At 64.1% G+C, this 22,595-nt stretch carries 22 protein-coding genes, 4 tRNA genes and 1 other annotated feature; of the genes, 20 read left to right on the forward strand and 6 right to left on the reverse strand.

All coding sequences use genetic code 11. From position 1 onward, the window contains the following. Nucleotides 1-4: 4 nt before the first annotated feature. Complete coding sequence (locus EG244_RS12460) at nucleotides 5-574, reverse strand: hypothetical protein (protein ID WP_124965324.1); 570 nt, start codon at nucleotides 572-574, stop codon at nucleotides 5-7. Between the two features lie 215 nt (nucleotides 575-789). Continuing rightward, nucleotides 790-1,965, reverse strand: coding sequence for a BaiN/RdsA family NAD(P)/FAD-dependent oxidoreductase (locus EG244_RS12465; protein ID WP_124965325.1), 1,176 nt, complete (start codon nucleotides 1,963-1,965; stop codon nucleotides 790-792). A gap of 153 nt (nucleotides 1,966-2,118) precedes the next feature. Here EG244_RS12465 and EG244_RS12470 point away from each other — a divergent pair. The 13 genes from EG244_RS12470 to mepA all read left to right on the forward strand — a co-directional run bounded on the left by EG244_RS12470 (nucleotide 2,119) and on the right by mepA (nucleotide 10,702). Next, nucleotides 2,119-2,193, forward strand: a tRNA-Gln gene (locus EG244_RS12470). 60 nt (nucleotides 2,194-2,253) lie between these two features. Next, nucleotides 2,254-2,328, forward strand: a tRNA-Gln gene (locus EG244_RS12475). Between the two features lie 164 nt (nucleotides 2,329-2,492). Next, nucleotides 2,493-2,567: transfer RNA gene (locus EG244_RS12480), tRNA-Glu, on the forward strand. A gap of 60 nt (nucleotides 2,568-2,627) precedes the next feature. Then, a tRNA-Glu gene (locus EG244_RS12485) sits at nucleotides 2,628-2,702 on the forward strand. Between the two features lie 109 nt (nucleotides 2,703-2,811). Continuing rightward, nucleotides 2,812-2,867: a sequence feature (sul1 is cis-regulatory element that is thought to sense ions involved in sulfur or methionine metabolism; They are found in Alphaproteobacteria), on the forward strand. A 17-nt stretch (nucleotides 2,868-2,884) separates the two neighbouring features. After that, complete coding sequence (locus EG244_RS12490) at nucleotides 2,885-4,282, forward strand: SulP family inorganic anion transporter (protein ID WP_124965326.1); 1,398 nt, start codon at nucleotides 2,885-2,887, stop codon at nucleotides 4,280-4,282. Between the two features lie 145 nt (nucleotides 4,283-4,427). Next, the gene (locus tag EG244_RS12495; RefSeq protein WP_124965327.1) at nucleotides 4,428-5,042 is read left to right on the forward strand and encodes a ribonuclease D; all 615 of its coding nucleotides are present in this window, start codon (nucleotides 4,428-4,430) and stop codon (nucleotides 5,040-5,042) included. 23 nt (nucleotides 5,043-5,065) lie between these two features. Continuing rightward, the gene (gene lptC / locus EG244_RS12500; protein WP_158617300.1) at nucleotides 5,066-5,698 is read left to right on the forward strand and encodes an LPS export ABC transporter periplasmic protein LptC; all 633 of its coding nucleotides are present in this window, start codon (nucleotides 5,066-5,068) and stop codon (nucleotides 5,696-5,698) included. A gap of 10 nt (nucleotides 5,699-5,708) precedes the next feature. Continuing rightward, complete coding sequence (locus tag EG244_RS12505; RefSeq protein WP_233589003.1) at nucleotides 5,709-6,212, forward strand: LptA/OstA family protein; 504 nt, start codon at nucleotides 5,709-5,711, stop codon at nucleotides 6,210-6,212. Further along, entirely contained in the window at nucleotides 6,212-6,967 is a 756-nt protein-coding gene (lptB, locus tag EG244_RS12510; RefSeq protein WP_124965330.1) for an LPS export ABC transporter ATP-binding protein, read from the forward strand. Before EG244_RS12505 ends, lptB begins: the two co-directional genes overlap by 1 nt. Nucleotides 6,968-7,299: 332 nt before the next feature. Beyond that, nucleotides 7,300-7,875 carry a ribosome hibernation-promoting factor, HPF/YfiA family gene (gene hpf / locus EG244_RS12515; RefSeq protein WP_124965331.1) on the forward strand — a complete coding sequence of 192 codons (576 nt, stop codon included), beginning with the start codon at nucleotides 7,300-7,302 and terminating at the stop codon, nucleotides 7,873-7,875. 63 nt (nucleotides 7,876-7,938) lie between these two features. After that, entirely contained in the window at nucleotides 7,939-8,403 is a 465-nt protein-coding gene (locus tag EG244_RS12520) for a PTS sugar transporter subunit IIA (RefSeq protein ID WP_124965332.1), read from the forward strand. A gap of 83 nt (nucleotides 8,404-8,486) precedes the next feature. Then, nucleotides 8,487-9,815 carry an MFS transporter gene (locus EG244_RS12525; RefSeq protein WP_124965333.1) on the forward strand — a complete coding sequence of 443 codons (1,329 nt, stop codon included), beginning with the start codon at nucleotides 8,487-8,489 and terminating at the stop codon, nucleotides 9,813-9,815. After that, nucleotides 9,815-10,702 carry a penicillin-insensitive murein endopeptidase gene (gene mepA / locus EG244_RS12530; RefSeq protein ID WP_124965334.1) on the forward strand — a complete coding sequence of 296 codons (888 nt, stop codon included), beginning with the start codon at nucleotides 9,815-9,817 and terminating at the stop codon, nucleotides 10,700-10,702. The genes EG244_RS12525 and mepA overlap by 1 nt, the downstream gene beginning before the upstream one ends. Before the next feature lie 39 nt (nucleotides 10,703-10,741). Here the strand turns inward: mepA and EG244_RS12535 are convergent, their stop codons facing one another. Then, complete coding sequence (locus EG244_RS12535; protein ID WP_124965335.1) at nucleotides 10,742-11,260, reverse strand: DUF1269 domain-containing protein; 519 nt, start codon at nucleotides 11,258-11,260, stop codon at nucleotides 10,742-10,744. An 84-nt stretch (nucleotides 11,261-11,344) separates the two neighbouring features. Continuing rightward, on the reverse strand, nucleotides 11,345-12,772 hold the full coding sequence (locus tag EG244_RS12540; protein ID WP_124965336.1) for an amidohydrolase: 1,428 nt from the start codon (nucleotides 12,770-12,772) through the stop codon (nucleotides 11,345-11,347). Between the two features lie 176 nt (nucleotides 12,773-12,948). Here EG244_RS12540 and sseA point away from each other — a divergent pair, with 176 nt between their 5' ends. The 3 genes from sseA to EG244_RS12555 are packed head-to-tail and all read left to right on the forward strand — an operon-like array spanning nucleotide 12,949 to nucleotide 15,363. Further along, entirely contained in the window at nucleotides 12,949-13,797 is an 849-nt protein-coding gene (gene sseA / locus EG244_RS12545; RefSeq protein WP_124965337.1) for a 3-mercaptopyruvate sulfurtransferase, read from the forward strand. A 4-nt stretch (nucleotides 13,798-13,801) separates the two neighbouring features. Next, entirely contained in the window at nucleotides 13,802-14,983 is a 1,182-nt protein-coding gene (locus EG244_RS12550) for an amino acid aminotransferase (protein WP_124965338.1), read from the forward strand. A gap of 50 nt (nucleotides 14,984-15,033) precedes the next feature. Next, on the forward strand, nucleotides 15,034-15,363 hold the full coding sequence (locus EG244_RS12555; protein WP_124965339.1) for a DUF2322 family protein: 330 nt from the start codon (nucleotides 15,034-15,036) through the stop codon (nucleotides 15,361-15,363). 263 nt (nucleotides 15,364-15,626) lie between these two features. Here EG244_RS12555 and smpB read toward each other — a convergent pair whose 3' ends face one another. Then, nucleotides 15,627-16,100, reverse strand: coding sequence for an SsrA-binding protein SmpB (gene smpB, locus EG244_RS12560; RefSeq protein WP_124965340.1), 474 nt, complete (start codon nucleotides 16,098-16,100; stop codon nucleotides 15,627-15,629). Nucleotides 16,101-16,206: 106 nt separating this feature from the next. On the opposite strand from smpB, the gene EG244_RS12565 reads away from it, so the two are divergent. Then, nucleotides 16,207-17,394: a hypothetical protein gene (locus tag EG244_RS12565; protein WP_124965341.1), complete on the forward strand. Its 1,188-nt coding sequence runs from the start codon at nucleotides 16,207-16,209 to the stop codon at nucleotides 17,392-17,394. 6 nt (nucleotides 17,395-17,400) lie between these two features. On the opposite strand, the gene EG244_RS12570 is transcribed toward EG244_RS12565, so the two are convergent. Beyond that, nucleotides 17,401-19,371 carry a lytic transglycosylase domain-containing protein gene (locus tag EG244_RS12570; protein ID WP_124965342.1) on the reverse strand — a complete coding sequence of 657 codons (1,971 nt, stop codon included), beginning with the start codon at nucleotides 19,369-19,371 and terminating at the stop codon, nucleotides 17,401-17,403. Nucleotides 19,372-19,508: 137 nt separating this feature from the next. Between EG244_RS12570 and dapA the strand changes: the two genes are divergently transcribed. The 3 genes from dapA (at nucleotide 19,509) to EG244_RS12585 (ending at nucleotide 22,512) form a co-directional block, all read left to right on the forward strand. After that, on the forward strand, nucleotides 19,509-20,381 hold the full coding sequence (dapA, locus tag EG244_RS12575) for a 4-hydroxy-tetrahydrodipicolinate synthase (RefSeq protein WP_124965343.1): 873 nt from the start codon (nucleotides 19,509-19,511) through the stop codon (nucleotides 20,379-20,381). 176 nt (nucleotides 20,382-20,557) lie between these two features. After that, a complete protein-coding gene (locus tag EG244_RS12580) occupies nucleotides 20,558-21,718 on the forward strand; it encodes an AI-2E family transporter (RefSeq protein ID WP_124965344.1) in 1,161 nt (386 codons plus the stop codon). 182 nt (nucleotides 21,719-21,900) lie between these two features. After that, nucleotides 21,901-22,512, forward strand: a complete 612-nt coding sequence (locus EG244_RS12585) for a class I SAM-dependent methyltransferase (RefSeq protein ID WP_124965345.1) — start codon at nucleotides 21,901-21,903, stop codon at nucleotides 22,510-22,512. The last annotated feature ends 83 nt before the right edge of the window (nucleotides 22,513-22,595 follow it).

Genomic DNA, 22,595 nt, shown 5'->3' on the forward strand with positions numbered 1-22,595 from the left:
CCCCTCAGCCGGTTTGCCCGACCTTTCCGCGACACACCCTGAAGTGGCCGGATTGAAATTTGTCCGTAGCATAGCGATGCACCGCCGGGGTGGAAAGTGCGCAGCAAATCCCGATCGCGAAAAGCCGCGCTGTCTCGCCGGAAATTGAACGGCCCCCAATTGAAAAGACCTGGCCCCTGCCGTCCACACCTTCCCCAACCCCGGCAGAGGTCAGCGATCCGTCGATGTAATTATTGACGCTCTTTTTAGCGGCGCGGGTATTGGCCACACCGCTCCCCATCGCGAAGCGGCCCCAACCTGCGCGGCTCTCAAAGCCACCAAAGGTCTGACCACCGCTGCCTGCGACCCCAACAGTCGGACGCCCGCTGCCGGTCGCCAGAGTATCATCAAGACCAAGGCTCACCGAAGTTTGGTCGTCGTGGCGCGACGACAGCAGTTTAAGACCACTGGCCGGCCCCTGCGCATTGGCACCAAAGAACCAGGTGAAACCGATGCCGACGGCAGCGCCCCGGGGCTGCTCAATCCGGACTGGTTGATGGCAGGGTTCTGCGGCGGCCCGGGTTGCAAGGCTCACGGCGGCGGCACAAAGCGCGATACCGCAGGCTTTACGCAAAAATTCAAAGAGATCGTATAGTGCCCTGCCGGTTCTTGAAGAGAATGCAGACCCCATCGCTTCCTGGCAGAAAAAAAGCCAGGCGCGGCCTGCCGGAGGAGCAACCCGCTCCCCACGGCAGCCCCTGACGCGCCCTCAGGCAGATGTCAGGAGAGCACCCGAGTGCAGGACGGCCCTTACACCACCTGCCCCGCAGCCCAGCCCGAAGACCAGGCCCACTGGAAGTTATAGCCACCAAGCCAGCCGGTCACATCCACCACCTCGCCGATGAAATAAAGTCCCGGCTGGCCGCGCGCCTCCATGGTCTTCGCGTCCAGATCGCGGGTATCCACCCCGCCGAGCGTCACTTCCGCGGTGCGGTAGCCCTCAGTGCCCATGGGGCTGATCTCAAAACCGCCAAGCGTCTGGGCCAGCCGCTGCAGATCGGTGCCCTTCAGATCGGCGATGCGCCCCGTGGTGCCCGCCCAGGCCGCAAGCTGGCTCGCCAGCCGCGCCGGAAACAGCTTTGCCAGCGCATTGCCGGTGATCTGCCCGCCGGCGCTGCGTTTGACTTCGGCAATCTTCGCGGCCGCGTCCTGGCCGGGCATGAAATCCACCCGGATGCTCTCTCCCTCCCGCCAGTAGCTGGAGATCTGCAGGATCGACGGCCCCGAAAGCCCGCGGTGCGTAAAGAGAAGCCCCTCCCGGAAGGCGGCTTTGCCACTGCTGACCACCGCCTCAACAGAAAGCCCCGCCAGCGAGGCCATCTCTTCGCGCAAAGCATCCGAGAAGGTCAGCGGCACCAGCCCCGCCCGCGTCGCCACCATGCGCAGCCCGAACTGCCGCGCCAGATCATAGCCGATGCCCGTGGCCCCCATCTTCGGGATCGAGCGCCCGCCGGTCGCCACCACCAGGCTCTCTGCCGAGACCACGCCGCGCGAGGTCGCTATAATATAGCGCCCGTTATGCGAGACATCCGTGACCGAGACCCCGCAGGCCAGCTCCCCCCCGGCGGCACTCAGATCGCGCAGCAGCGCGTCAATCACCTGATCCGCCTTGCCGTCACAAAAGAGCTGTCCCAGCGTCTTTTCGTGGTACGCAATGCCCCAGCCCTGCATCCGCGCAATAAAGTCGTGCTGGGTGTAGCGGCTCAGCGCCGAGCGGGCAAAGCGCGGGTTATCAGAGAGATAGCGGTCGGGCGCGATCCCGAGATTGGTGAAGTTACACCGCCCGCCCCCGGAGATGCGGATCTTGCCCGCCGCTTTCGCCGCATGGTCGATCACCAGCACCGAACGGCCCCGCCGCGCCGCCTCAATCCCCGCAAAGAGGCCCGCCGCGCCCGCACCCAAAATCACCACATCGCGCTTATCCATGTCACAGGCCTTATTTTGCTGAAGGCTTCGCAGATGTCAGAAAGAATTTCCGCAAGCAACGCGAAGTTATGGGAATTTCCCTCTTGCGGCCAGTCTGAGCCTTGGCTAAACACCCCTCACACCGACGGAGCGACGGTTTAAACGCTTCACGGTTGGGGTATCGCCAAGTGGTAAGGCATCGGTTTTTGGTACCGACATTCCTAGGTTCGAATCCTAGTACCCCAGCCAACTTTCTTCTCTGCACCCGTTGCAGAGTGGAAATATGGCCTCTATAAAAGGCCTCCCGGTTGGGGTATCGCCAAGTGGTAAGGCATCGGTTTTTGGTACCGACATTCCTAGGTTCGAATCCTAGTACCCCAGCCAATTCTTTCTCAGATCCGTCCGAACCCGCCCCTCAGGCGGGTTTTTTCGTATTCCCCCCACCCTTCTCAAGCCACTGACAAGCCTTTGGAAAAATTTCACATTTCGTGATTTTTCCTCTTGCGGGGGACCGGCGTTCTCCGTAGAAACCGCCTCACAGAGCAGCTGGCCCGTTCGTCTATCGGTTAGGACGTCAGGTTTTCAACCTGAAAAGAGGGGTTCGACTCCCCTACGGGCTGCCAGTTCTGAGCGCGGATGAGATGCCGCACCATAGCTTCAGAGTGATCTGAAGACGCAAAAGTGGCCCGTTCGTCTATCGGTTAGGACGTCAGGTTTTCAACCTGAAAAGAGGGGTTCGACTCCCCTACGGGCTGCCACTTTGCTGAAAACCGCCCCTCGGGCGGTTTTTTCATAGGCTTTTCCTGATCTCTGCGACCGCATCAGCCATTGGCGCGGCGCGGCTCTGCCGTTATCAGACCCCATCCGCAAGGACCCGGTGCGAGCCCGGGTGGCTCTTCCGGCCGCTGATCCGCCGGACCCTTCCGATCCAGGCTCCCTGATGCCCGTTCTACATGCCTATCTGCGCCAGTGGCAGGCCAATCCTCTGCGCGAGATCCTTGCCGGGGCGGTGGCAACCTTTGCCCTGATCCCGGAAGTCATCGCTTTTTCCTTCACCGCAGGCATTGATCCGGCAACCGGGCTTTATGCTTCATTCATCATTTCGCTGGTCATCGCCGTCTTTGGCGGCCGCCCGGCGATGATCTCGGCGGCGGCAGGCTCGGTCGCGCTGGTCGTGGCGCCGCTGGTGAAAGAGCATGGCCTTGAGTATCTCTTTGCCGCAGGTCTGCTGGCGGGGGTGTTTCAGCTGGCCTTTGGCTTCGGGCGGCTCAGCAGTCTGATGCGCTTTGTCTCCAATCCGGTGCGGACGGGCTTTGTGAATGCGCTGGCGGTGCTGATCTTTGCCGCGCAGCTTCCCCATATCCTGAGCGCCGGACTGCTCGGCTGGGCGCTGATTGCCTTTGGTCTTGCGATCATCCTGGTGATGCCGCGGGTGACCACCACCGTGCCTGCGCCGCTGATCTGCGTGGTGGTGCTGACGATCCTTGCGGAGGTGGCGGGCCTTCCGGTGGCGCGGGTCGCGGATCTGGGGGCCCTGCCCTCGGGGCTTCCGGTCTTTGCGCTGCCGCAGGTCAGCCTCAGCTTTGATCTGCTGAAGATCATTTTCCTGCCCGCGCTGGCGATTGCCATGGTGGGCCTTTTGGAATCGCTGATGACGGCGCGGGTGGTCGATGATCTGACCAATACCGCTTCAAATCCTGACGCAGAGGCCCGTGGCCTCGGTCTGGCCAATATCGCCGCAAGCCTTTTTGGCGGGATCGCGGGTTGCGGGATGATCGGGCAGACGGTCTCGAATGTGAAATATGGCGGGCGGGGGCGGCTTTCGACCCTGGCGGCGGGCGGGCTTTTGCTGCTGCTGATGGTGGCCATGCGCGATGTGATTGCGGCGGTGCCGGTCGCGGCTCTGGTGGCGATTATGATCCTGGTCTCGGTTGATACCTTCGACTGGGGCGCGCTGCGGCGGCTGCATCTCATGCCGCGGCTCTCTGCGGTGGTGATGCTGATCACCGTTGCGGTGACCCTTGCCACCCATAACCTCTCGCTTGGCGTGCTTTGTGGCGTGCTGGCGAGCGCGGTCTTTTTCACCGCCACCCTTGCCCGCTCAGCGCAGCTGCAGCGCGAGGGCGATCTTTACCGCCTCACGGGTCCGCTTTTTTTCGCCTCAGCGCCCGATCTCTTTGCACAGATCCGCGAGAGCGATCACCAGGCCCCGGTCACGCTTGATCTGAGTGCCGCGCGGCTGTGGGATGTCACCGCCCGCGAGGCCCTGGCCGCTCTTGAAGACCGCTTTGCCCGCGAGGGTGTCACCCTGATTATTCGCGGAGAACCCCATGCGTAAAATCACCGGCCGCAAAACCCCTGCCGCGCGGCGGCTTGCCGATGCAGCCGCCCAGGGACCCGCAGCGCCACAGGGCGCGTTGACCCCCTGCCCCCACGGGGTTATGCGAAAAGTCTCTTCCCCCGATGCCAGCCGGAGCGCCAGCGTGACCCTTCATCTGTATCACAATGACCTCCCCGAAGGCCTGGATCTGGGCCCCGTCGTCGCGATCGACACCGAGACCCTGGGGCTTGATCCGCGCCGCGACCGGCTTTGCCTTGTGCAGCTGTCTTCCGGCGACGGCTCGGCGCATCTGGTGCAGATCGCCCGCGGCCAGACCACCGCCCCGCGCCTGCAGGCGCTGCTGGCGAACCCGGAGGTCACCAAGCTCTTTCACTATGGCCGCTTTGACATTGCCATGCTGAAACAGACCTTTGGCACGCTTTGCGTCAATGTCTGGTGCACCAAAATCGCCTCGCGGCTGGTGCGGACCTATACCGACCGCCACGGGCTGAAATATCTGCTGACCGAGATGGTGGGCGTTGATATCTCCAAGCAGCAGCAGACCTCGGACTGGGGCGCACCTGTGCTGACCGAAGCGCAGATGAGCTATGCGGCCTCGGATGTGCTTTACCTGCACCGGCTGAAAGCCGCCCTTGAAGAGCGGCTGCTGCGCGAAGAGCGCGGCGTGCTCGCGCAGCGTTTGTTTGACTTTCTGCCGATCCGGGCCGAGCTTGACCTGATGGGCTGGGACAATACCGCCGATATCTTCCAGCACTGATCTGCAACACCGGAGCCCGCAGTTTGCGCAAGCGCGATAAAGCCCATTCCCGACTGGTCAGCCTGCTGAAAGTGGGCCTGCCGCTGACGGCGCTTGCGCTTTTGTCGACGGTCTTTCTGCTGGCGCGCACGCTGGATCCTGAGGATGCGCTGCCCTGGGCCACGGTGGATATTGAAGAGCTGCTGCGCGACCCGCGGCTGACCGCGCCCGAATATGCCGGGGTGACCGAACAGGGCGATGAGCTGCTCTTTACCGCCGCCCGCGCCTGGCCCGGAGCCGGGACCGGCGCCCATGCGGCAGATCCCGTCCTGCGGCTGATCTCGCCCAATGGCACCGAGACCCGCGCCGTCTCGCAGACCGCCCGGATTGAGCCCACCTCGCGCGCGCTGACGCTGGAAACGGCCGTCAATCTGACGACCGCCGGTGGCTACCACATGACCACCGAAAAGCTCGATGTGAAGCTGGACCGCAGCGCCATCACCGCCCCCGGCGAGATCCATGCCGAGGCCCCCGGCACGACCTTGCAGGCGGGCTCGATGCAGATCACCCGATCGGGGGCCAATGGCGGTGAGGTTGTGGTTTTCAAAGGCGGCGTCCGGCTGCTATACCAGCCGCAACCCGCGTCTTCCCCTTCCGCCCCCCCCTCCGCACCGTGAGATGGCATTGATGTATCCCCTTCGCCGCACAGGTCTGATCCTTGCCCTTTTCCTCGGTCTGAGCGGAGCCGCCTTTGCGCAGGGCACCGCCCTGGGCTTCAGCGGGCTGAAACAGGACCCCGGCGCCCCGGTGGAGGTCACCTCAGAGACCCTGAGCATTGACCGCGATGCGGGCCGCGCCATCCTGGAGGGCGATGTTCTGGTGATCCAGGGCGACATGCGCCTGACCGCGCCGCGCGTCGAGGTGATCTACGGCACCGAGGGCCAGCAGATCAAAGAGATCCACGCCCAGGGCGGCGTCACCATCGTCACCGCAGCCGATGCGGCTGAGGCGCGGGAGGCGCGCTATGATGTGGCGACGGGCGGTCTGGTGATGTCGGGCAATGTGCTGCTGACCCAGGGGCCCAGCACGATCTCCGGAGAGCGCATGGTCGCCGATCTGCGCGCCGGAACCGGCCGGATGGAAGGTCGGGTGAAAACCCTCTTTAACACTGAACCGAAAGCGGGGAACTGATGGCCGCGACACCCGGTCAGCCGCGCCCCCAGGGTGGTCTGTCGATCCGCGGTCTGGCCAAAAGCTACCGCAAACGCCCGGTGCTGCGCGATGTGAACATCGATCTGGGCCGGGGCGAAGTTGTGGCGCTTCTGGGCCCCAATGGCTCGGGCAAGACCACCAGCTTTTACTGCGTGGCGGGGCTGATCCAGCCCGATGCGGGCGAAGTGCGGATGGATGATCACGATGTGACCGGCCTGCCGATGTATCGCCGCGCACGTCTGGGTCTGGGCTATCTGCCGCAGGAGGTCTCGATCTTTCGCGGCCTCTCGGTTGAGGACAACATCAAGGCGGTTCTCGAAATCGCCGTCCCCGACCGCCATGCGCGGCGCGAGCGGCTGGAAGAACTGCTGAGCGAATTCTCGATCACGCATCTGCGCGAAGCCCCGGCTCTGGCGCTGTCGGGCGGCGAGCGCCGCCGGGTTGAGATTGCGCGCTGCCTTGCGGCCTCTCCGCGCTATGTGCTGCTTGATGAGCCCTTTGCCGGGGTCGATCCGATTTCGGTCGGGGATATCCGCGGCCTTGTGCATGATCTGAAAGACCGTGGCATCGGCGTGCTGATCACCGATCACAACGTCCGCGAAACCCTTGAGATCGTTGACCGCGCTTATATTCTGCACGACGGAAAAGTGCTGATGAGCGGCACCGCCGAAGAGGTGGTCCAGGACGAAAACGTCCGCCGCGTCTATCTGGGCCAGGGCTTCCGCGTCAGTTAACTCATGCTGCCGCGCAGCAATTCCCCCGCCCTGAAAAGGGCGGGTTTTTAATTGATTGCCGATCACGCCAATGTGGCCCCTCCTTCATCGGAAAAGCTCCGCCGATGACGGAGAGGGCAGTTGACTTATGCCACGGCGCGTTGCCCAATCGGGGGGATGCGTATGACCCGAGCTTCTCAGTTTCATCCGGTCGTCAGCCCTGCGGCACCCCCGCAGCCAGGCCCGGAGAGAAGCCCGACCCGCGCCGTGTGTTTCCCGCACGGCCATAAAGCGCCGGCAAACCAGCCCGCATGTCGGGACGGGTGCGGCAATTCCGTAGCGAAGGAGGCATCATGCGGTATCAGATCAGCGGACGGCAGCTCGACATCGGCGACGCTCTGCAGACACACGTTAAGTCTGAGCTCAATGAGACGGTTGAGAAATACGCCCAACGCCCGACCGAAGCCGTTGTTACATTCTCACGCAAGGCCCATGAGATGGTCTGCGAAGCGACCCTCCATCTCTCAACCGGCCTGACAGCAACGGCCAGCGGCAAGGCAACTGAGATTTACCCCGCCTTTGAGGCCTGCCGCGAGCGCCTGGACAAACAGCTGCGCCGCCATAAGCGTCGCCTGCGCGACCATTATGGCCGCCGGTCACGCCCTGTTGAATTCGGTACGGGCCAGGCGTATATCCTGGCGGCTACCGAAGAGACGGAGGATTCGGAAGACGACTCGCTGCAGCCCGTCGTCATCGCTGAAATGGAAACCCGGGTTCCCGAGATTTCCGTTGGTGAAGCGGTCATGCAGCTTGAACTGTCGGCCCAGAAGCTTCTGGTGTTCCGCAACGAAGGACATGGCGGGGTGAACGTGGTCTATCGCCGTGAAGACGGCAATATTGGCTGGATTGATCCCCGCAATAGCAAATAGCGGCCAGCCGCGCGCGCCCGGACCTCTTTTCGGGCACGCGCTCTTCCTGCTTTACGGATGGACATGGACATCTCGAAAATCCTCAAACCCGAAGCCGTGCGCGTTCTGGGTTCAATGACCAGCAAAAAGCGCCTGTTTCAGGAGCTTGGTGAAGTCGCAGCCTCGGCCTATGGCCTGCCGGCTGCAGTTGCAATCGATGGCCTGCAGGAGCGCGAAAGCCTTGGCCCGACCGGTGTGGGCCACGGCATTGCGCTGCCCCATGCCCGCCTCGAAGGACTGGACCGCATTGTCGGGCTGTTCTTCCGGCTGGAAAAGCCGATGGACTTCGACAGTGTTGACCGCCAGCCGGTCGATCTGATCTTCACGCTGTTTGCGCCCAAAGACAGCGGCGTTGAGCATCTGAAGGCGCTTGCGCTGATCTCGCGCACCATGCGCGACCAGCAGGTCTGCGCCAAACTGCGGGCCAATCAGGCGCCTGCCACGATTTATGCGATCCTGACCGAAAGCCGCCCCCAGGCGGCTGCGTGATCGCACCCCGGTTTTGTCACGAGTGATCTGAGCCTTCAGGGCGCCTGTTGCGCCCTCCCCCTCCTCCTGGCCGGAGCCATCTTATGTCACCAACGCAGAAGCGCATCCGGGGCTGGTATTTCTTTGATTTTGCCAGCCAGCCCTATAACACGCTTCTGCTGACCTTCATCTTCGGGCCCTATGTGGTCTCGTTGATCGGGGATGGCTCGGCCGCCCAGGCGATCTGGGGCTATGGCGTGGGCCTTGCGGGGCTGGCCATTGCGATCCTGTCGCCGATCCTCGGCGCGATTGCGGATAAAACGGGGCGGCGGATGGGATTTATTGTCCTCTTTTCGCTGCTTTACGTGCTGGGGGCCTGGGGGCTCTGGTGGTCCTCGCCGCAGAATTTCAACATCTGGTGGGTAATGTTCTCCTTTTCGGTGGGCCTCATCGGGATGGAATTTGCCACGACCTTCACCAATGCCATGATGCCCGATCTGGCCCCGCGCGAAGAGCTTGGGCGGATCTCCGGCTCGGGCTGGGCCTTTGGCTATGTGGGGGGCGTGATTGCGCTGGCGATCATGCTGCTGTTCTTCGCCGAAGGCAGCGACGGCACCACGCTGATCGGGCTTGCGCCGCTCTTCGGGCTGGATGGCGACACGCGTGAGGGGACGCGCTTTGTCGGCCCCTTCACTGCGATCTGGTTTGCCGTCTTTATGGTGCCCTTCTTTCTCTGGGTGCGCGAGCCGCGCCGCCCGGGCATGGGCATCCTGAGCGCCACGCGCCGCGCCTTTCCCGACACCCTTGCCCATATCCGCGCCCTGCCCGCGAACCGCAGCCTGATGGCTTATCTGGTCTCCTCGACCTTTTACCGCGATGCGCTGAACGGGATGTATACCTTCGGCGGCATCTATGCGTCGGGGGTGCTGGGCTGGTCGGTGACCAATGTGGGCATTTTTGGCATTCTGGCGGCGATCACCGGGGCGATTTTCGCCTGGTGGGGCGGGCGGCTCGACAGCCGGTTCGGGCCGAAGCCCGTCATTGCTGCTTCGGTCTTTCTGATGCTTCTGGTCTGCATCGCGGTGGTCTTCATCTCACGCACGGAAGTCTTCGGCCTGCCCGTCGGACCCGAGAGTCTGTTGCCCGATATCGCCTTTTACGTCGTCGGCTGCCTGATCGGCGCGGGTGGCGGGGTGCTGCAATCAGCAAGCCGCACGATGATGGTGCGTCAGGCCCATCCCCACCGCATGACCGAGGACTTCGGCCTTTATGCGCTGACCGGCAAGGCCATGGCCTGGATGGCGCCGCTGAGCATTGCGGTCACCACGCAGCTGACCGGCAGCCAGCAGCTTGGCATTCTTCCGCTGATCGGGCTTTTTCTGATCGGGCTTGTGCTGCTAGTCTGGGTGCGTCCCGAGGGAGGTAACCATTGATGTTTCTGAGATTTGCGCTGATCGCGGCGCTGATGCTGCCGGGCGCTGCCCATGCCCAGCAAAAGGCCAACCAGTTGTTCGGGGCCAAAAGCAGCCCCAGCCCGCACCGTCCGGCTCCGATCGGGTCCTATGCCAAAGGCTGCGCGGCGGGACTGGTGGCGCTGCCGGAAACCGGCCCCTCCTGGCAGGCGATGCGGCTCTCGCGCAACCGCAACTGGGGCCATCCCGAGACGATCCGCTTTTTGCAGGAGCTCTCAGTCGCCGCGCAGCAGATCGGCTGGCGCGGGCTTTATATCGGCGATATCAGCCAGCCGCGTGGCGGGCCGATGATCTCGGGCCATGCCAGCCATCAGATCGGGCTGGATGCCGATATCTGGATGCTGCCGCCGCAGCGGCTGAACCTGTCGCGCGGGGAGCGCGAAAAGATCTCCTCGATCCCGGTGCGCAGCGCCAATCAGCGCAGCGTGACCCGGAACTGGACGGCCGGCCACCACGCGCTGTTGCGGGCCGCCGCCTCTGATGACCGGGTGGACCGGATTTTCGTGGCAGCCGCAGTGAAGATTGAGATGTGCCGCTCGGCGCGCAGCTCAGACACCCGCTGGCTGCAGAAGATCCGCCCCGTGGCGGGCCATGACACCCATTTCCACGTGCGGCTGAAATGCCCGGCGGGCTCGGGCAGTTCGTGCCAGACCCAGACGCCGACGGTGCAGGAACTCTCCAAGGGCGGCAATGGCTGCGATGAGACGCTGAACTGGTGGGTGACGGAGTACCTGAACCCGCCCAAACAGACCGGGCCGAAGCCGCCGCCGCAGCCCCGCCCGCGCGGCCCGCGCGACTATACCATGGCGGATCTGCCCGCCGCCTGCCATCAGGTGCTGACGGAATAAAGAAAAGACCGCCCCCCGGGGCGGTCTTTTCATATCGCCTCAGGCGGCGTTCAGACCGGCAATGGCCTCGCGCAGCTTCTCTTCTGCCTCGGGCGAGAGCGAGCTGCGGATAATACGGCCTTTGCTGTGCGGAAATTCCGCCATGACCTTCTCAGGCTGCGCCTTGCGCACCAGCAGAAACAGCGCCGAGCTGCCCGGCGTCAGCGTGCCCGCGATCTCGCGGATCAGATCATCATTGATGCCATAATCCGCCAGCGATCCGGCCAGCGCCCCGGTGCCCGCCCCGATGGCGCCGCCAATCGCCATGCCCGCCAGCGGATTGAGGAACAAAAGCCCGATCAGCGTGCCAAACATCGCCCCCGAGACCCCCGAGGAGGCCGCGCCCATCCCCACCAGATTGACGCTTTGCTTCAGATCCACCGCGCCCTCCGGGCTGCGGGTGGCGATCACAGCATCCTCAAGGTCGATCAGATATTCGCGCTGAAGCCGTTTCAGCCGCGCGAGCGTCTCATCCGCTTCGGTGACGGTCTCAAAACCGATGACAATAAATTCTGACATTCAAGCCTCTCACATTTCAGGGGCAGCCCCCGCAGCATCAACCGCCCGCAGGCGATCGGGTTGCCGCGGGGGGTCTTTATGTCCTCAGCCCAGCGCCTCTTCGCGGGTCAGGATCGGGGCCTGCACCTCCGGCGGGATCGGGCTGACAAAGGGGCTGCGGGCCAGCCGGCCCGCATGCTCGCGCTTTGCCTCAGCCAGAAGCGCCGGATCCGAGATCAGCTTTTCGCCCAGACGCGCCATAGCGGTGGCGGCATGGATCATGCCCTTATGCGCACCGGGCGATTTGCCCTGGGCCGTCATCTGCCAGGAATGCAGCGGCGTGCCGATGGCGGCGGTGGCGACCAGCACCTCCGTGGTCGGCACCTTCCAGGTCACATCCCCCACATCCGTAGAGCCGAGCATCTGCTCGCCGCCCGGACGGAAGGGGGCGACCCAGTCACAAAGCACCTCTGCGCCCGGGGCCTGGTTGATCACGGCAAATTCCGCCGCAATGTCGTTTTCAGACAGCGTGGCGCGGATCTGCGCGGCATAAACGCGATCGGTGTCGTCAAAGGGCACGCCGCCGATCTCATCAAGCACCGCCTGCATCGCTTTATCCAGCGTCAGGTTCTCAAGATGGTTTGAGACGGCTGAGAAGATCTTCGGCTCCACCTTCGTTTCCGTCATCAGCGCGGCGCCTTCGGCCACCTTTTTCACCCGCTCAACCAGCGAGAGCATCTCGGGCAGTTTCAGCGCCCGGATCGAATAGCGCACCGTGGCTTTCGCCTGCACCACATTGGGCGCGCGGCCACCGGCATCGAGATAGGCGTAGTGAATGCGGGCATCCTGCACCATATGCTCGCGCAGATAGTTCACCCCCACCGACATCAGCTCCACCGCATCGAGTGCCGAGCGCCCGAGATGCGGGGTCGCCGCCGCATGGGACGACCGGCCCGTGAAGGTGAAATCGATCCGCGTATTGGCCAGCGCCAGCGGATCATCGACCCGGGTGATGCCGCCCGGATGCCAGGTGACTGCCGCATCCACATCATCAAAGGCCCCGTCGCGCACCATGAAGGCCTTGGCCGCGCCGCCTTCTTCGGCGGGGCAGCCGTAATAGCGCACCCGACCCGGCGTGCCGGTGGCCGCCAGCCAGTCCTTCAGCGCGCAGGCCGCCAGCAGCGAGGCGGACCCAAGAAGGTTATGCCCGCAGCCATGGCCATTGCCGCCACCCTCCACTTCCGAGTGGTAATCCAGCCCGGCTTCCTGGCTCAGCCCCGGCAGGGCGTCATATTCGCCAAGGATCGCGATGACCGGGCCGCCCTCCCCCGCTTCGCCCATGACGGCGGTGGGAAGGCCCGCCAGCTCGCGGGTGACGCGAAAGCCCTTGGCCTCCAGCATCTCAACATGGGCATCACAGGAGCGGAATTCGCCGTAAAGCAGCTCCGGCGTGGCCCAGACGCGGTCAGCGAGACCCTTCAGGTCTTCCTGATGGCGCGCGATGTGATCGGGGATGGTGGATCGGTTCTGCATTCTGTCGCTCTCACTGTGCCGCGAACGGGCGGCCTGTAAGTCCATGGTGGCAGCGCGGCCCCCGCCCTGCAAGGCCGCGCAGCCGCAGAAGGGCCCTGGATTTCAGAACTGCCTGTCAGACTTGCTCTGTCCTGCGACGGGGGCTAGGAAAGAGCGAAAGACCGGGAGGCTGCCTTATGACCGATGATCCCCGCACGCTGGTGTCGACCGCCTGGCTCGACGCGCATCTGAAAGACCCTGACCTGCGGGTGATTGATGCCTCCTGGTATCTGCCCGCCATGGGCCGCGATGCGAAGGCCGAATATCAGGCCGGCCATATCCCCGGCGCGCGTTTCTTTGATATCGAAGAGATCTCCGAGACGCGCTCGGCGCTGCCGCATATGGCACCGCCGCCCGAGAAATTCATCTCGCGCCTGCGCGCCATGGGCATCGGTGACGGTCATCAGGTAGTGATTTATGACGGCCACGGGCTCTTTTCGGCCGCGCGGGTCTGGTGGACCTTCCGGCTGATGGGCAAGACCGATGTGGCCGTGCTCGACGGCGGCCTGCCGAAGTGGAAGGCCGAAGGCCGGGCGCTGGAAGATCTGCCCCCGGTGATGCGTGACCGCCATATGACGGTGCAGCGCCAGGCCGGTCTGGTGAAAGATGTCACCCAGGTGGCCCAGGCCTCGAAGCTGAAATCCCATGTGATCCTTGATGCCCGCGCCCCGGGCCGCTTTTCGGGCGCTGAGGCAGAGCCGCGCCCCGGCCTGCGCTCGGGTCATATTCCCGGGTCAAAGAACCTGCCCTTTGGACAGGTGCTGGAGGCCAATGGCACGATGAAAGCCCCCGAGGCGCTGCGCGGCATCTTCGCGGACCTTGGCGTCACGCCGGAGCAGCCGGTGATCACCTCCTGCGGATCGGGTGTCACGGCGGCGGTGCTGTCGCTGGCGCTCGAACGCGCGGGCCACCGCAACCATGCGCTCTATGACGGCTCCTGGGCCGAATGGGGCATGTATGACGATCTGCCGGTCGAAAAGGACTGAGACTATGCTGGAATCCCTGAAGCCTCAGGCTGAGGACAAGATCATCCGCCTGATGGCGCAATACCGCGAAGATCCGCGCGGGGGCAAAATCGACCTCGGCGTCGGCGTCTATAAAGACGCAACCGGCCTGACCCCGGTGATGCGCGCGGTGCGCGCCGCAGGGGCAGAGCTGCAGGCCGCTGAGACCACCAAGACCTATACCGCGCTGGCGGGGGATGCGGGTTTTCACGCCGTGATGCGCGATCTGATCCTTGGGGATACTGTGCCTGCGGGTCGTGTGGCCGCGGCCGCCACCCCGGGCGGCACGGGTGCCTTGCGCATCGCCTGCGATCTGATCCGCAAGGCCCGTCCGGGCGCGCGGGTGCTGATGTCGGATCCGACCTGGCCGAACCATCCGGCCATCGCCCAGGATCTGGGCCTTCAGCCCGCCAGCTACCGCTATTTCGATGAAGCCTCGGGTGAGGTGGATTTTGACGGCATGAAGGCCGATCTTTCGGCCATCAGCGCCGATGACATCGTGCTGCTGCATGGCTGCTGCCACAACCCGACCGGAGCCAACCTGACCCCGGCGCAATGGGACGAAGTGGTGGCCCTTCTGAAGGCCAAAGGTGCCACGGTTCTGGTCGATATCGCCTATCAGGGCTTTGGCGACGGGCTTGAGGCCGATGCATATGGCGTCCGCGCCCTTGCCAAAGCGCTGCCCGAACTGCTGATCGCGGCGTCGTGCTCAAAGAACTTCGGTGTCTACCGCGAGCGTGTCGGCATTCTGCTGGCCCTGGTGCCCGAAGGCACGCAAACAGCGGTGGTCCAGGCCAATCTCGCGGCGCTGAACCGGCTGAACTATTCCTTCCCGCCCGATCACGGCGCACGTCTGGTGCAGACGATTCTCTCCTCTGAAGCCCTGACCGCGGATTGGAAAGCCGAGCTGGAAGAGGTCCGCCTGTCGATGCTGGGCCTGCGCGAACAACTGGCGGCAGAGCTGCGCCGTCTGACCAATTCGGACCGCTTTGATTTTGTGGCCCGCCACCGCGGCATGTTCTCGCGCCTGGGCCTCAGCCCCGATCAGGTCGAGCGTCTGCGCCAGGACTTCGGTGTCTATATGGTCGGCGACAGCCGCATCAATATTGCCGGTCTGAACACCGACAGCGTGCCAAAGCTTGCCGCAGCCATTGCCGCTGTCCTTTGATCTGAAAGGGGGCAGCCCGCCCCCTTGCCTTCTACCTGAGAGGACCGCGCATGATCCGGCCCACCGCTTCCTTCAAAGACAACCTGAGCCTTCTGCCCGCGATCACCGGCATTGCCCGCATTGATCTGACCGATGGCGCAGGCCTGCTGAAAGCCTCGATTGAGAACCAGCCCGGCAAACAGGGCTCGCTTGCGGTCTATGCCTGGCTGCAAAACGCCTTTGGCGCACTGAGCCCTGAGGCCGCAGCCCACGGGCTTGAGGTCTTTGCCGAGCATACGGCCGATGCCAAAGCCCGCCCCGGCGCGCATCCCAATATCGACCGCCTGCTTGAGATCATTGCCACCGGCGAGACGCTGCGCATTGAGGTGGTGAAGGGCTGATCCAGGGCCAGGGCCGATCAAAGCATACATAAAGGCGCCCGCGGGGCGCCTTTATTGTCTCCGGCACGGCCTCAGCCCCGAGAGGGCGGGTGTTCAGGGACTAAGATCTTTGTCGCGCAGACTGCGGTGCAATACCCGCCCCGGCGCGCATCCGCAGAACAGGGTTAAAGCCACAATATTCGGCCTGACGGCGGGCTGAGCTAAGAGGCCCATCTCCCCGAAAAAGCAAAGGCGCCCGGGGGGCGCCTTTTTCATCTCAAAGCTCAGCCCTGCTTCAGCAGGCGCTGCTTTTGCCGTGCCCAGTCGCGCTTGGCTTCCGTCTCGCGTTTGTCGGCGTTTTTCTTGCCCTTGGCGACGCCCAGAGCGATTTTCACCATGCCGCGCTCGTTGAAATACATCTTCAGCGGCACCAGGGTCATGCCCTCGCGGCCCACCGACTGCCACAGACGCGACAACTCGCGTTTGGAGACCAGAAGCTTGCGGTGACGGCGCTCTTCGTGGCTGTCAAAGCGGTTCGCCTGCTTCAGCGCAGCGATATAGCTGTTGATGAGCCAAAGCTCGCCGTTTTCCACCGAGGCATAGCTGTCGGCGATATTCGACTGCCCGGTGCGCAGGGATTTCACCTCTGAGCCGGTGAGAATGATCCCGGCCTCCAGCTCGCTCTCGATAAAATAATCGAAGCGGGCGCGACGGTTCTCGGAGATGAGTTTGCTGTTGGGGTCGTGTTGTTTCTGCATGGCTTGTCAGAAATAGGGGATGCGGGGGGCGCTGTCCAGTGAGCCTGCCTTGCAGGAAGCGGTGAGGACTGCGATTGTGAGAAAAGACGGGTGAAGGATATCTGGTATGGCAGTGCTTGCGGATCTGAACGGGCTGGTGGCCGATGGCGTAATCACACCGGCGCAGGCGGGCGTGATGCGCGCGCGTTCACGGACGGCCATGGTGGCGCTGGTGATCCGGCTGCTGCTGTGCGGCGGTGTGCTGGCGGCGGCCGCGGGCTTTGTGGCGCTGCTGCAGGACCCGGTCAGCGTGGCGCTGGCGGGCTTTTTGTTCCTGCTGGCCGGCGCGGTGGTTCTGGGTGCCGCAGGGCCGCTCTGGCGGATGTTTGGTCATGCGGCGGCGCTGATCGGCGCGGTCATGCTGACCGGCGGCGGCTTTATTGAGGCGCTGCGCTCTTTCCCGCAGCCCGAGGCGGGGCTTTTGCCCGCAGCGGCGGGCCTGCTGATCGCGGGCCCTGCGGCGCTGCTCTACCGTGCGGGCAGCGAACGGATGACCTTTCTCGGCGGCTTTCTGCTGCTGATCGGCCTTGCGCTGCATCTGGCGGGTCTTGGCGCCATCCTGGTAGAGCAGGAGCGCGGCGGGCTGATCCCGATGCTCTTCTCGCTTTATGCCACGCTGATCCTGCTGTGGACGGGCTGGTTTCTGGACCTGCGGGTCCTTACGGCTCTGGCCATTCTGCCCTTTGCGCAGGTGCTGCACACGGGGACCGAGTATTTCCACGCGGTCTATGTCTTTTATTCCCCCGAGCCCACGCTGAGCATTCTGCAGATGGCACTGGCCGCGGGCCTCGCGCTCTGGATTGCGCGGGTGCGGCCCGAGCGCGATGCCCGTCACGCCGGGATCTTTGCCGTCATGGCCTTCATCGTGGCCAATCTCTGCTTCCTTGTGGGCTCACTGTCTGGGGATGTGGTGGGCGATACCTTCGCGCTCTGGCGGGTCTATGACCGCGGTGCGGATGGCTTCTCCTGGTCGGCGGCAGAGGCCGCGCGCCGCGCCTATGAGGCCCGGGCGCTCCATATATCCGATGAGGCTTTCGCCGTGGTCTGGGCGCTGGTGCTGGCCGCCTGTGCCATTGCCGCGGCCCGCGGGCTGCACCGCGGGCTTTTCAACACCGCGCTGACCTTTGGGGCGATCCACGCCTATACCCAGGCCTTTGAAAGCTTTGGCGATCAGCCCGAGGCCTGGATCATCGGCGGTCTGGCCGCGATCCCGCTGGCCTGGGGGATCTGGCGGCTGAACCAGCAGTTCGGCTGAGCCGCCTCAGCCGCGCAGAAGGCTGGTGATGGCAAGCGGCGCGCCGGGGGTGAGCCGCGCCTGATAGATCGCCAGCCCCTCGGTGACCCGCATGATATAGGTGCGGGTCTCCTCAAAGGGGACATGTTCGACCCAGTCGATCACATCGACATCGGCGCGGCGCGGGTCACCGAACTGGGTGATCCAGGCGCGCGGACGCCCTGGCCCGGCGTTATATCCCGCCGCCCGCAGCGCGATGGAGGGGCCAAATTCCTCTGCCAGATGCGCAAGATAGGCCGAGCCGAGTTTGGCGTTATAGGCAGGATCGCGGGTCAGCGCCGGGATATCCACCGGCAGACCGAGCTTCGTCGCCATCAGCTTTGCCGTGCCCGGCATCAGCTGCATCAGCCCCAAAGCCCCCGCAGGCGAGACCGCATCGGCGCGAAACTCACTTTCGCGCCGCGCAATGGCCAGCGCCAGCGGGCGCTCAACCGCCAGATCATTGGGCAAAAGGCCGGGATCGGGGAAATAAATCCCCGGCAGAATGATGCCCCGCGCCGCCGCCTGCTTGCCCAGAAGAACCGCGAGATGGGGATCGCCCTTCTCCAGCGCGAAAGTGCCGAGAGCGGCAAGCTCTGCCGCCTCGCGCTCTTCGGCCAGATGCAGAAGGAAGCGGCGGGCATTGGCGGGATCATTGGCATTATAAAGCAAAAGCGCCGCTTCCGTCACCGAAGAGGCAAGGAAGGGTGCGCCCTTCCAGTCGGCCAGCGGTGGCGGGCTGACCAGGGTGTCTTCCATCTGAAGCCCCAGCTTTTCCGCCGCCAGCAGGCCGTAATAGGCCGTCTGATGCCGCGCCGCCCGGGTCAGCGCCGCCTTTGCCTCTTCCGTCTGGCCCAGATCTTCATGGGCGCGTGCCTGCCAGTATTCCGCCCGCGCCACCGAGATCGGGGTCGAGACGCTTTCGCCCAGAGTGCGGAAATGCGTCAGCGCCGTCTTCGGATCTTTCATCGCCCTGAGCGCGATAAAGCCCGACAAAAACTCCAGATCCGCCTGAGCAGAGCTGCGGTTGAGGTGATGGGCCGCGGCCAGGGCATAGGCCTCGCGGGGCTTGCCCTCGCGCAAAAGACCCCGGGCCAGGACGGCGCGGCGGCGGGCCCAGGCTTCGGGGCGGCCGAGCGTCTCTGAAGACGTGCTGCGCTCGCGCAAAATCTCTATGGCGCCCTCGGTGCGGGATTTTTTCATCCGCCACTCAAAACGGGCAAAAGCAAGCCCGGGATCTGCGGCCAGCGCCGCAGGCACCGCCGAGATCAGCCCGTCCACGCCCTCGCGCTCTTCGCGCAGCGCAAGGCGGGCCTCAGCGAGCTTTTGCCAGCCCTCACTGACCAGCGGCAGCATCTGCCGCGCCTCGCCGTTGCGCCCGTCCCAGAGCAGCGCATCGAGACGCGCCTCATGATCGCGCGGCGTCAGCGCGGGGCCTGCGGCCTCAAGAACCGCCTGCTGGTCAAGCGCGCTGAGGCGCATCTCCGTCCAGGCGGCGCTCAGAAGGGCGGTGGCCTGATCCTGCTGCCCCATGGCGCGATGCGCCTTCACGGCGGCCAGAAGCCCCTCCACGCTGGCGGGGCTGCGGGGGCCAAACCAGGCCAGAACCCGCGAGGGGGTGATCGAGCGCGCAACCGCGGTCTCAGCCCTGTTGCGCAGCAGCGCAAGGCCGGGCCAGTCGGGGCGGCGCTGCAAAAACGCCTCATAATCGGTGAGCGTGCCTTCGCCCGCGCGCAGCCGCATCCATTCGATGACATCGGCGGCCACCGGCCCGGCTTCGGTCACCGCGGTCTTCGCGCCGTCCCAGTCGCGCAATGACGCCGCCGCCAGCGCTTCGGCCAGCGGATCGCGCGTCTGCGCGGCCAGTTCCGGCACCGGCAGCGGCAGCGCATCGGTGGCCAGTCCCGGCAGGGGCGTGAGAAGGAAAGCGAAGGCGGGCAGCAGGTAAGGACGGATCATGATTTATTTGCCCCGTCCCTGCCCGTCAGAGCAAGACACAAAGCCGCCAGCACCCCCTTTGCAAGCTGCCATGCGGCGGTTAGGAAGATTTCAAACCAACGGGCGAGTCACGCCCTATTCGCGAGGAGACGCGCGCCATGATCAAAGGGTCACTTCCTGCCCTGGTAACGCCGCTTAAGAACGGCAAACCGGATTATGACGCGCTCAAGAAGCTCGTCGAGTGGCATATCGCGGAAGGCTCTAACGGCCTCGTGCCCGTCGGCACCACCGGCGAAAGCCCGACGCTGAGCCATGAAGAGCATGCTGAGGTCATCGCCACCGTGGTGAAAGCCGCCGCAGGCCGCGTGCCGGTGATTGCGGGCGCAGGCTCGAACAGCACCAGCGAGGGTGTCTGGCTGATGCAAAAAGCGGCAGAGGCCGGTGCCGATGCCGCACTGGTCGTGACGCCCTATTACAACAAGCCGACCCAGGCGGGCATGATCGCGCATTTCACCGCGATGCATGATGCGGCAGAGCTGCCGATCGTGATCTATAATATCCCCGGTCGCTCGGTCGTGGATATGACCCCGGAAACCATGGGCGAGCTGGCAAAACTGCCGCGCATCATCGGGGTCAAAGACGCCACCGGCAAAATTGAGCGGGTCAGCCAGCAGCGCGCCACCTGTGGCAAAGAGTTCATCCAGCTTTCGGGCGAAGATGCGACCGCGCTTGGCTTTAATGCCCATGGCGGCATTGGCTGCATCTCGGTCACGGCCAATGTGGCACCGCGCCTCTGCGCTGAGTTCCAGGCGGCGACGCTGGCCGGGGATTACGCAAAAGCGCTGGAGTATCAGGACATCCTGATGCCGCTCCATGAGGCGATTTTCATCGAGCCGGGCCTTGTCGGCGCGAAATATGCCATGTCGCTTCTGGGCCTTTGCACCGAAGAAGTGCGCCTGCCGCTGGTGGGCCTGACCGAGGGCACCAAAGAGACAATCCGTGCAGCCATGCAGCACGCCGGGCTTCTCTGATCTCTCCCTCCTTGGGAAATCTGAACGGAAGGGCCGCTTTAGCGGCCCTTTTTCATGTGATGCATGAAGACGCTTCCCCTGCGGAAACCGCATCTCACGACAAATGTGACCTGCTTTAAAGTGGACCCTGACGCAGGCCTGCGCTAGCCTGAGGGGAAACAAGGCCTCAGGATCCGATGACTGACCCAAACGCGCTTCCCCGACCAATTCCCGCGCGTCCGCGTTCCCGTCCGGTGCTTACCGATATCTCTGCCGCCAGGTGGCTGCTTCTCGCAATCCTTGCGGCGGCGGTCTATTTCTTCCACGGCTTTCTGGTCCCGGTGCTGGCCGCAACGATCATCGCCGTGGCAAGCTGGCCGATCCGTGAGCGCTGCATCGACCGCATGGGGATGGGGCGCACCATCGGTGCCACCGTTCTGATCGTCATTCTGGTGCTCTTCCTTGTGATCCCGATCATCATGGCGCTGAGCTATGCCTTTCGGGAGCTGCGGGGCTGGATCTCCTGGGGGATCCTCGTCAACAGCGTCGGCGCACCGCCCCCGATGTGGATGAGTGATCTGCCGCAGGTCGGCGAATGGCTGGATCTGCAGTGGCGCAACCACATCGGCCGTCCTGGCGCGATTGCCGATCACGTGCATTTCCTCAGCGGTGAGAACATCGGCACCATTTACCGCGCGGCGCTGACCACCGGCTCTATCGCGGCGCATCTGCTGCTGAACCTGGTCTTTCTGCTGATCACGCTGTTCGTGTTCTACCGCGACGGCGACCGGCTGGTGGCACAGATTGACGTCGTGGGGTCGCGCATTCTGCCAGGGCGCTGGCAGCGCCTGTCACGGATTGTGCCGACGACGATCTCGGCCACGGTCACCGGGATGACGCTGATCGCCATCGGCGAGGGGGTGATTCTCGGGGTGGCCTATTGGGTCGCGGGCGTGCCTTCGCCGGTCACTTTTGCGGTCATCACCGGCTTTATGGCGCTGATCCCCGGCGGCGCGCCGCTCTCCTTCACGCTGGTCTCGGTCTATCTGGTCGCCAGCGGCTCAACGGTTGAGGGGATCGCGCTCTTTGTCTGGGGCACGGTGGAATTGTTCATCGTCGATAAGACCATCCGTCCGGTGCTGGTCGGTGGCCCGGTGCGGCTGCCGTTCCTTCCGACCTTCTTCGGCCTTGTGGGGGGGGTGAAAACCATGGGGATCGTGGGGCTTTTTGTCGGTCCGGTGCTGATGGCGATTCTGGTCGCGGTCTGGCGTGAATGGCAGCGCGAACTGCTGGAGCACCCTGTCGCCCCGCCCCGCCCGGAGGAGCCGGTCCCGATCTATCGCTCCGGAGAGGGCTGAGGCGCAGATCTCCTGAAGAGTTACGAACGCGGGGGGCCTGTCCCCTCGCGTTTTTTATTTCGCGGCATACCAGTGCTGCTTTGCGCGGCGGACTGCCGGATCGGTGGCCGCGCAATTTTCTTCTGGGAATATGGCAGATCCCCGTTACACCTTAAGGCAGCATTAACTGGTAAGGCGGAACTATGCGCTCTGAAGCTGTGACAACCTCCTACAAACGCTGGGCTCCGGTCTATGATCTGGTCTTCGGGCGCGTCTTTGCCCCCGGTCGTGCCAGGGCCACGAGTTTCGCAAATACCCATGGCGGCGAGGTGCTGGAGGTTGGGGTCGGCACCGGCCTGTCGCTGCCGCTCTATGCGTCACATCTGCGGGTGACGGGGATCGATTACTCCCAGGACATGCTGAACAAAGCCAGAGAGAAGGTCGCGGACCTCGGCCTGAAGACTGTTCAGCTGGAGCAGATGGACGCGCAGCAGATGCGCTTTGCCGATGAGAGCTTCGACATTGTCACCGCATTGCATGTTCTTTCGGTGGTGCCTGACCCGGTGAAAACCCTCTCTGAGATGGCGCGGGTCTGCCGGCGGGGCGGGCATATCCTGATCGGCAATCACTTCGCCGCCGAGAAGGGAATTTTAAAGATCGTCGAGAAAAGAATGCATGTTTTGCAGGATCATCTGGGCTGGCAGGCGGATTTCCCCATCGAGACCGTGCTCAGCAATCCGGACCTGCAACTGGTGGAACGCCGCCCCATGCCCCCTTTGGGCGCCATGACCTGGCTGGTGCTGAAACGGATCTGAGCCGACAGCCCGCAGACCGACGCGCCCCGAGGGGGCGCGTTACGACATCATACGGACCGGTCAAAGCCGATCATATGACAAAT

Source organism: Falsigemmobacter faecalis, assembly GCF_003863335.1.
Taxonomy (GTDB): Bacteria; Pseudomonadota; Alphaproteobacteria; order Rhodobacterales; family Rhodobacteraceae; genus Wagnerdoeblera; species Wagnerdoeblera faecalis.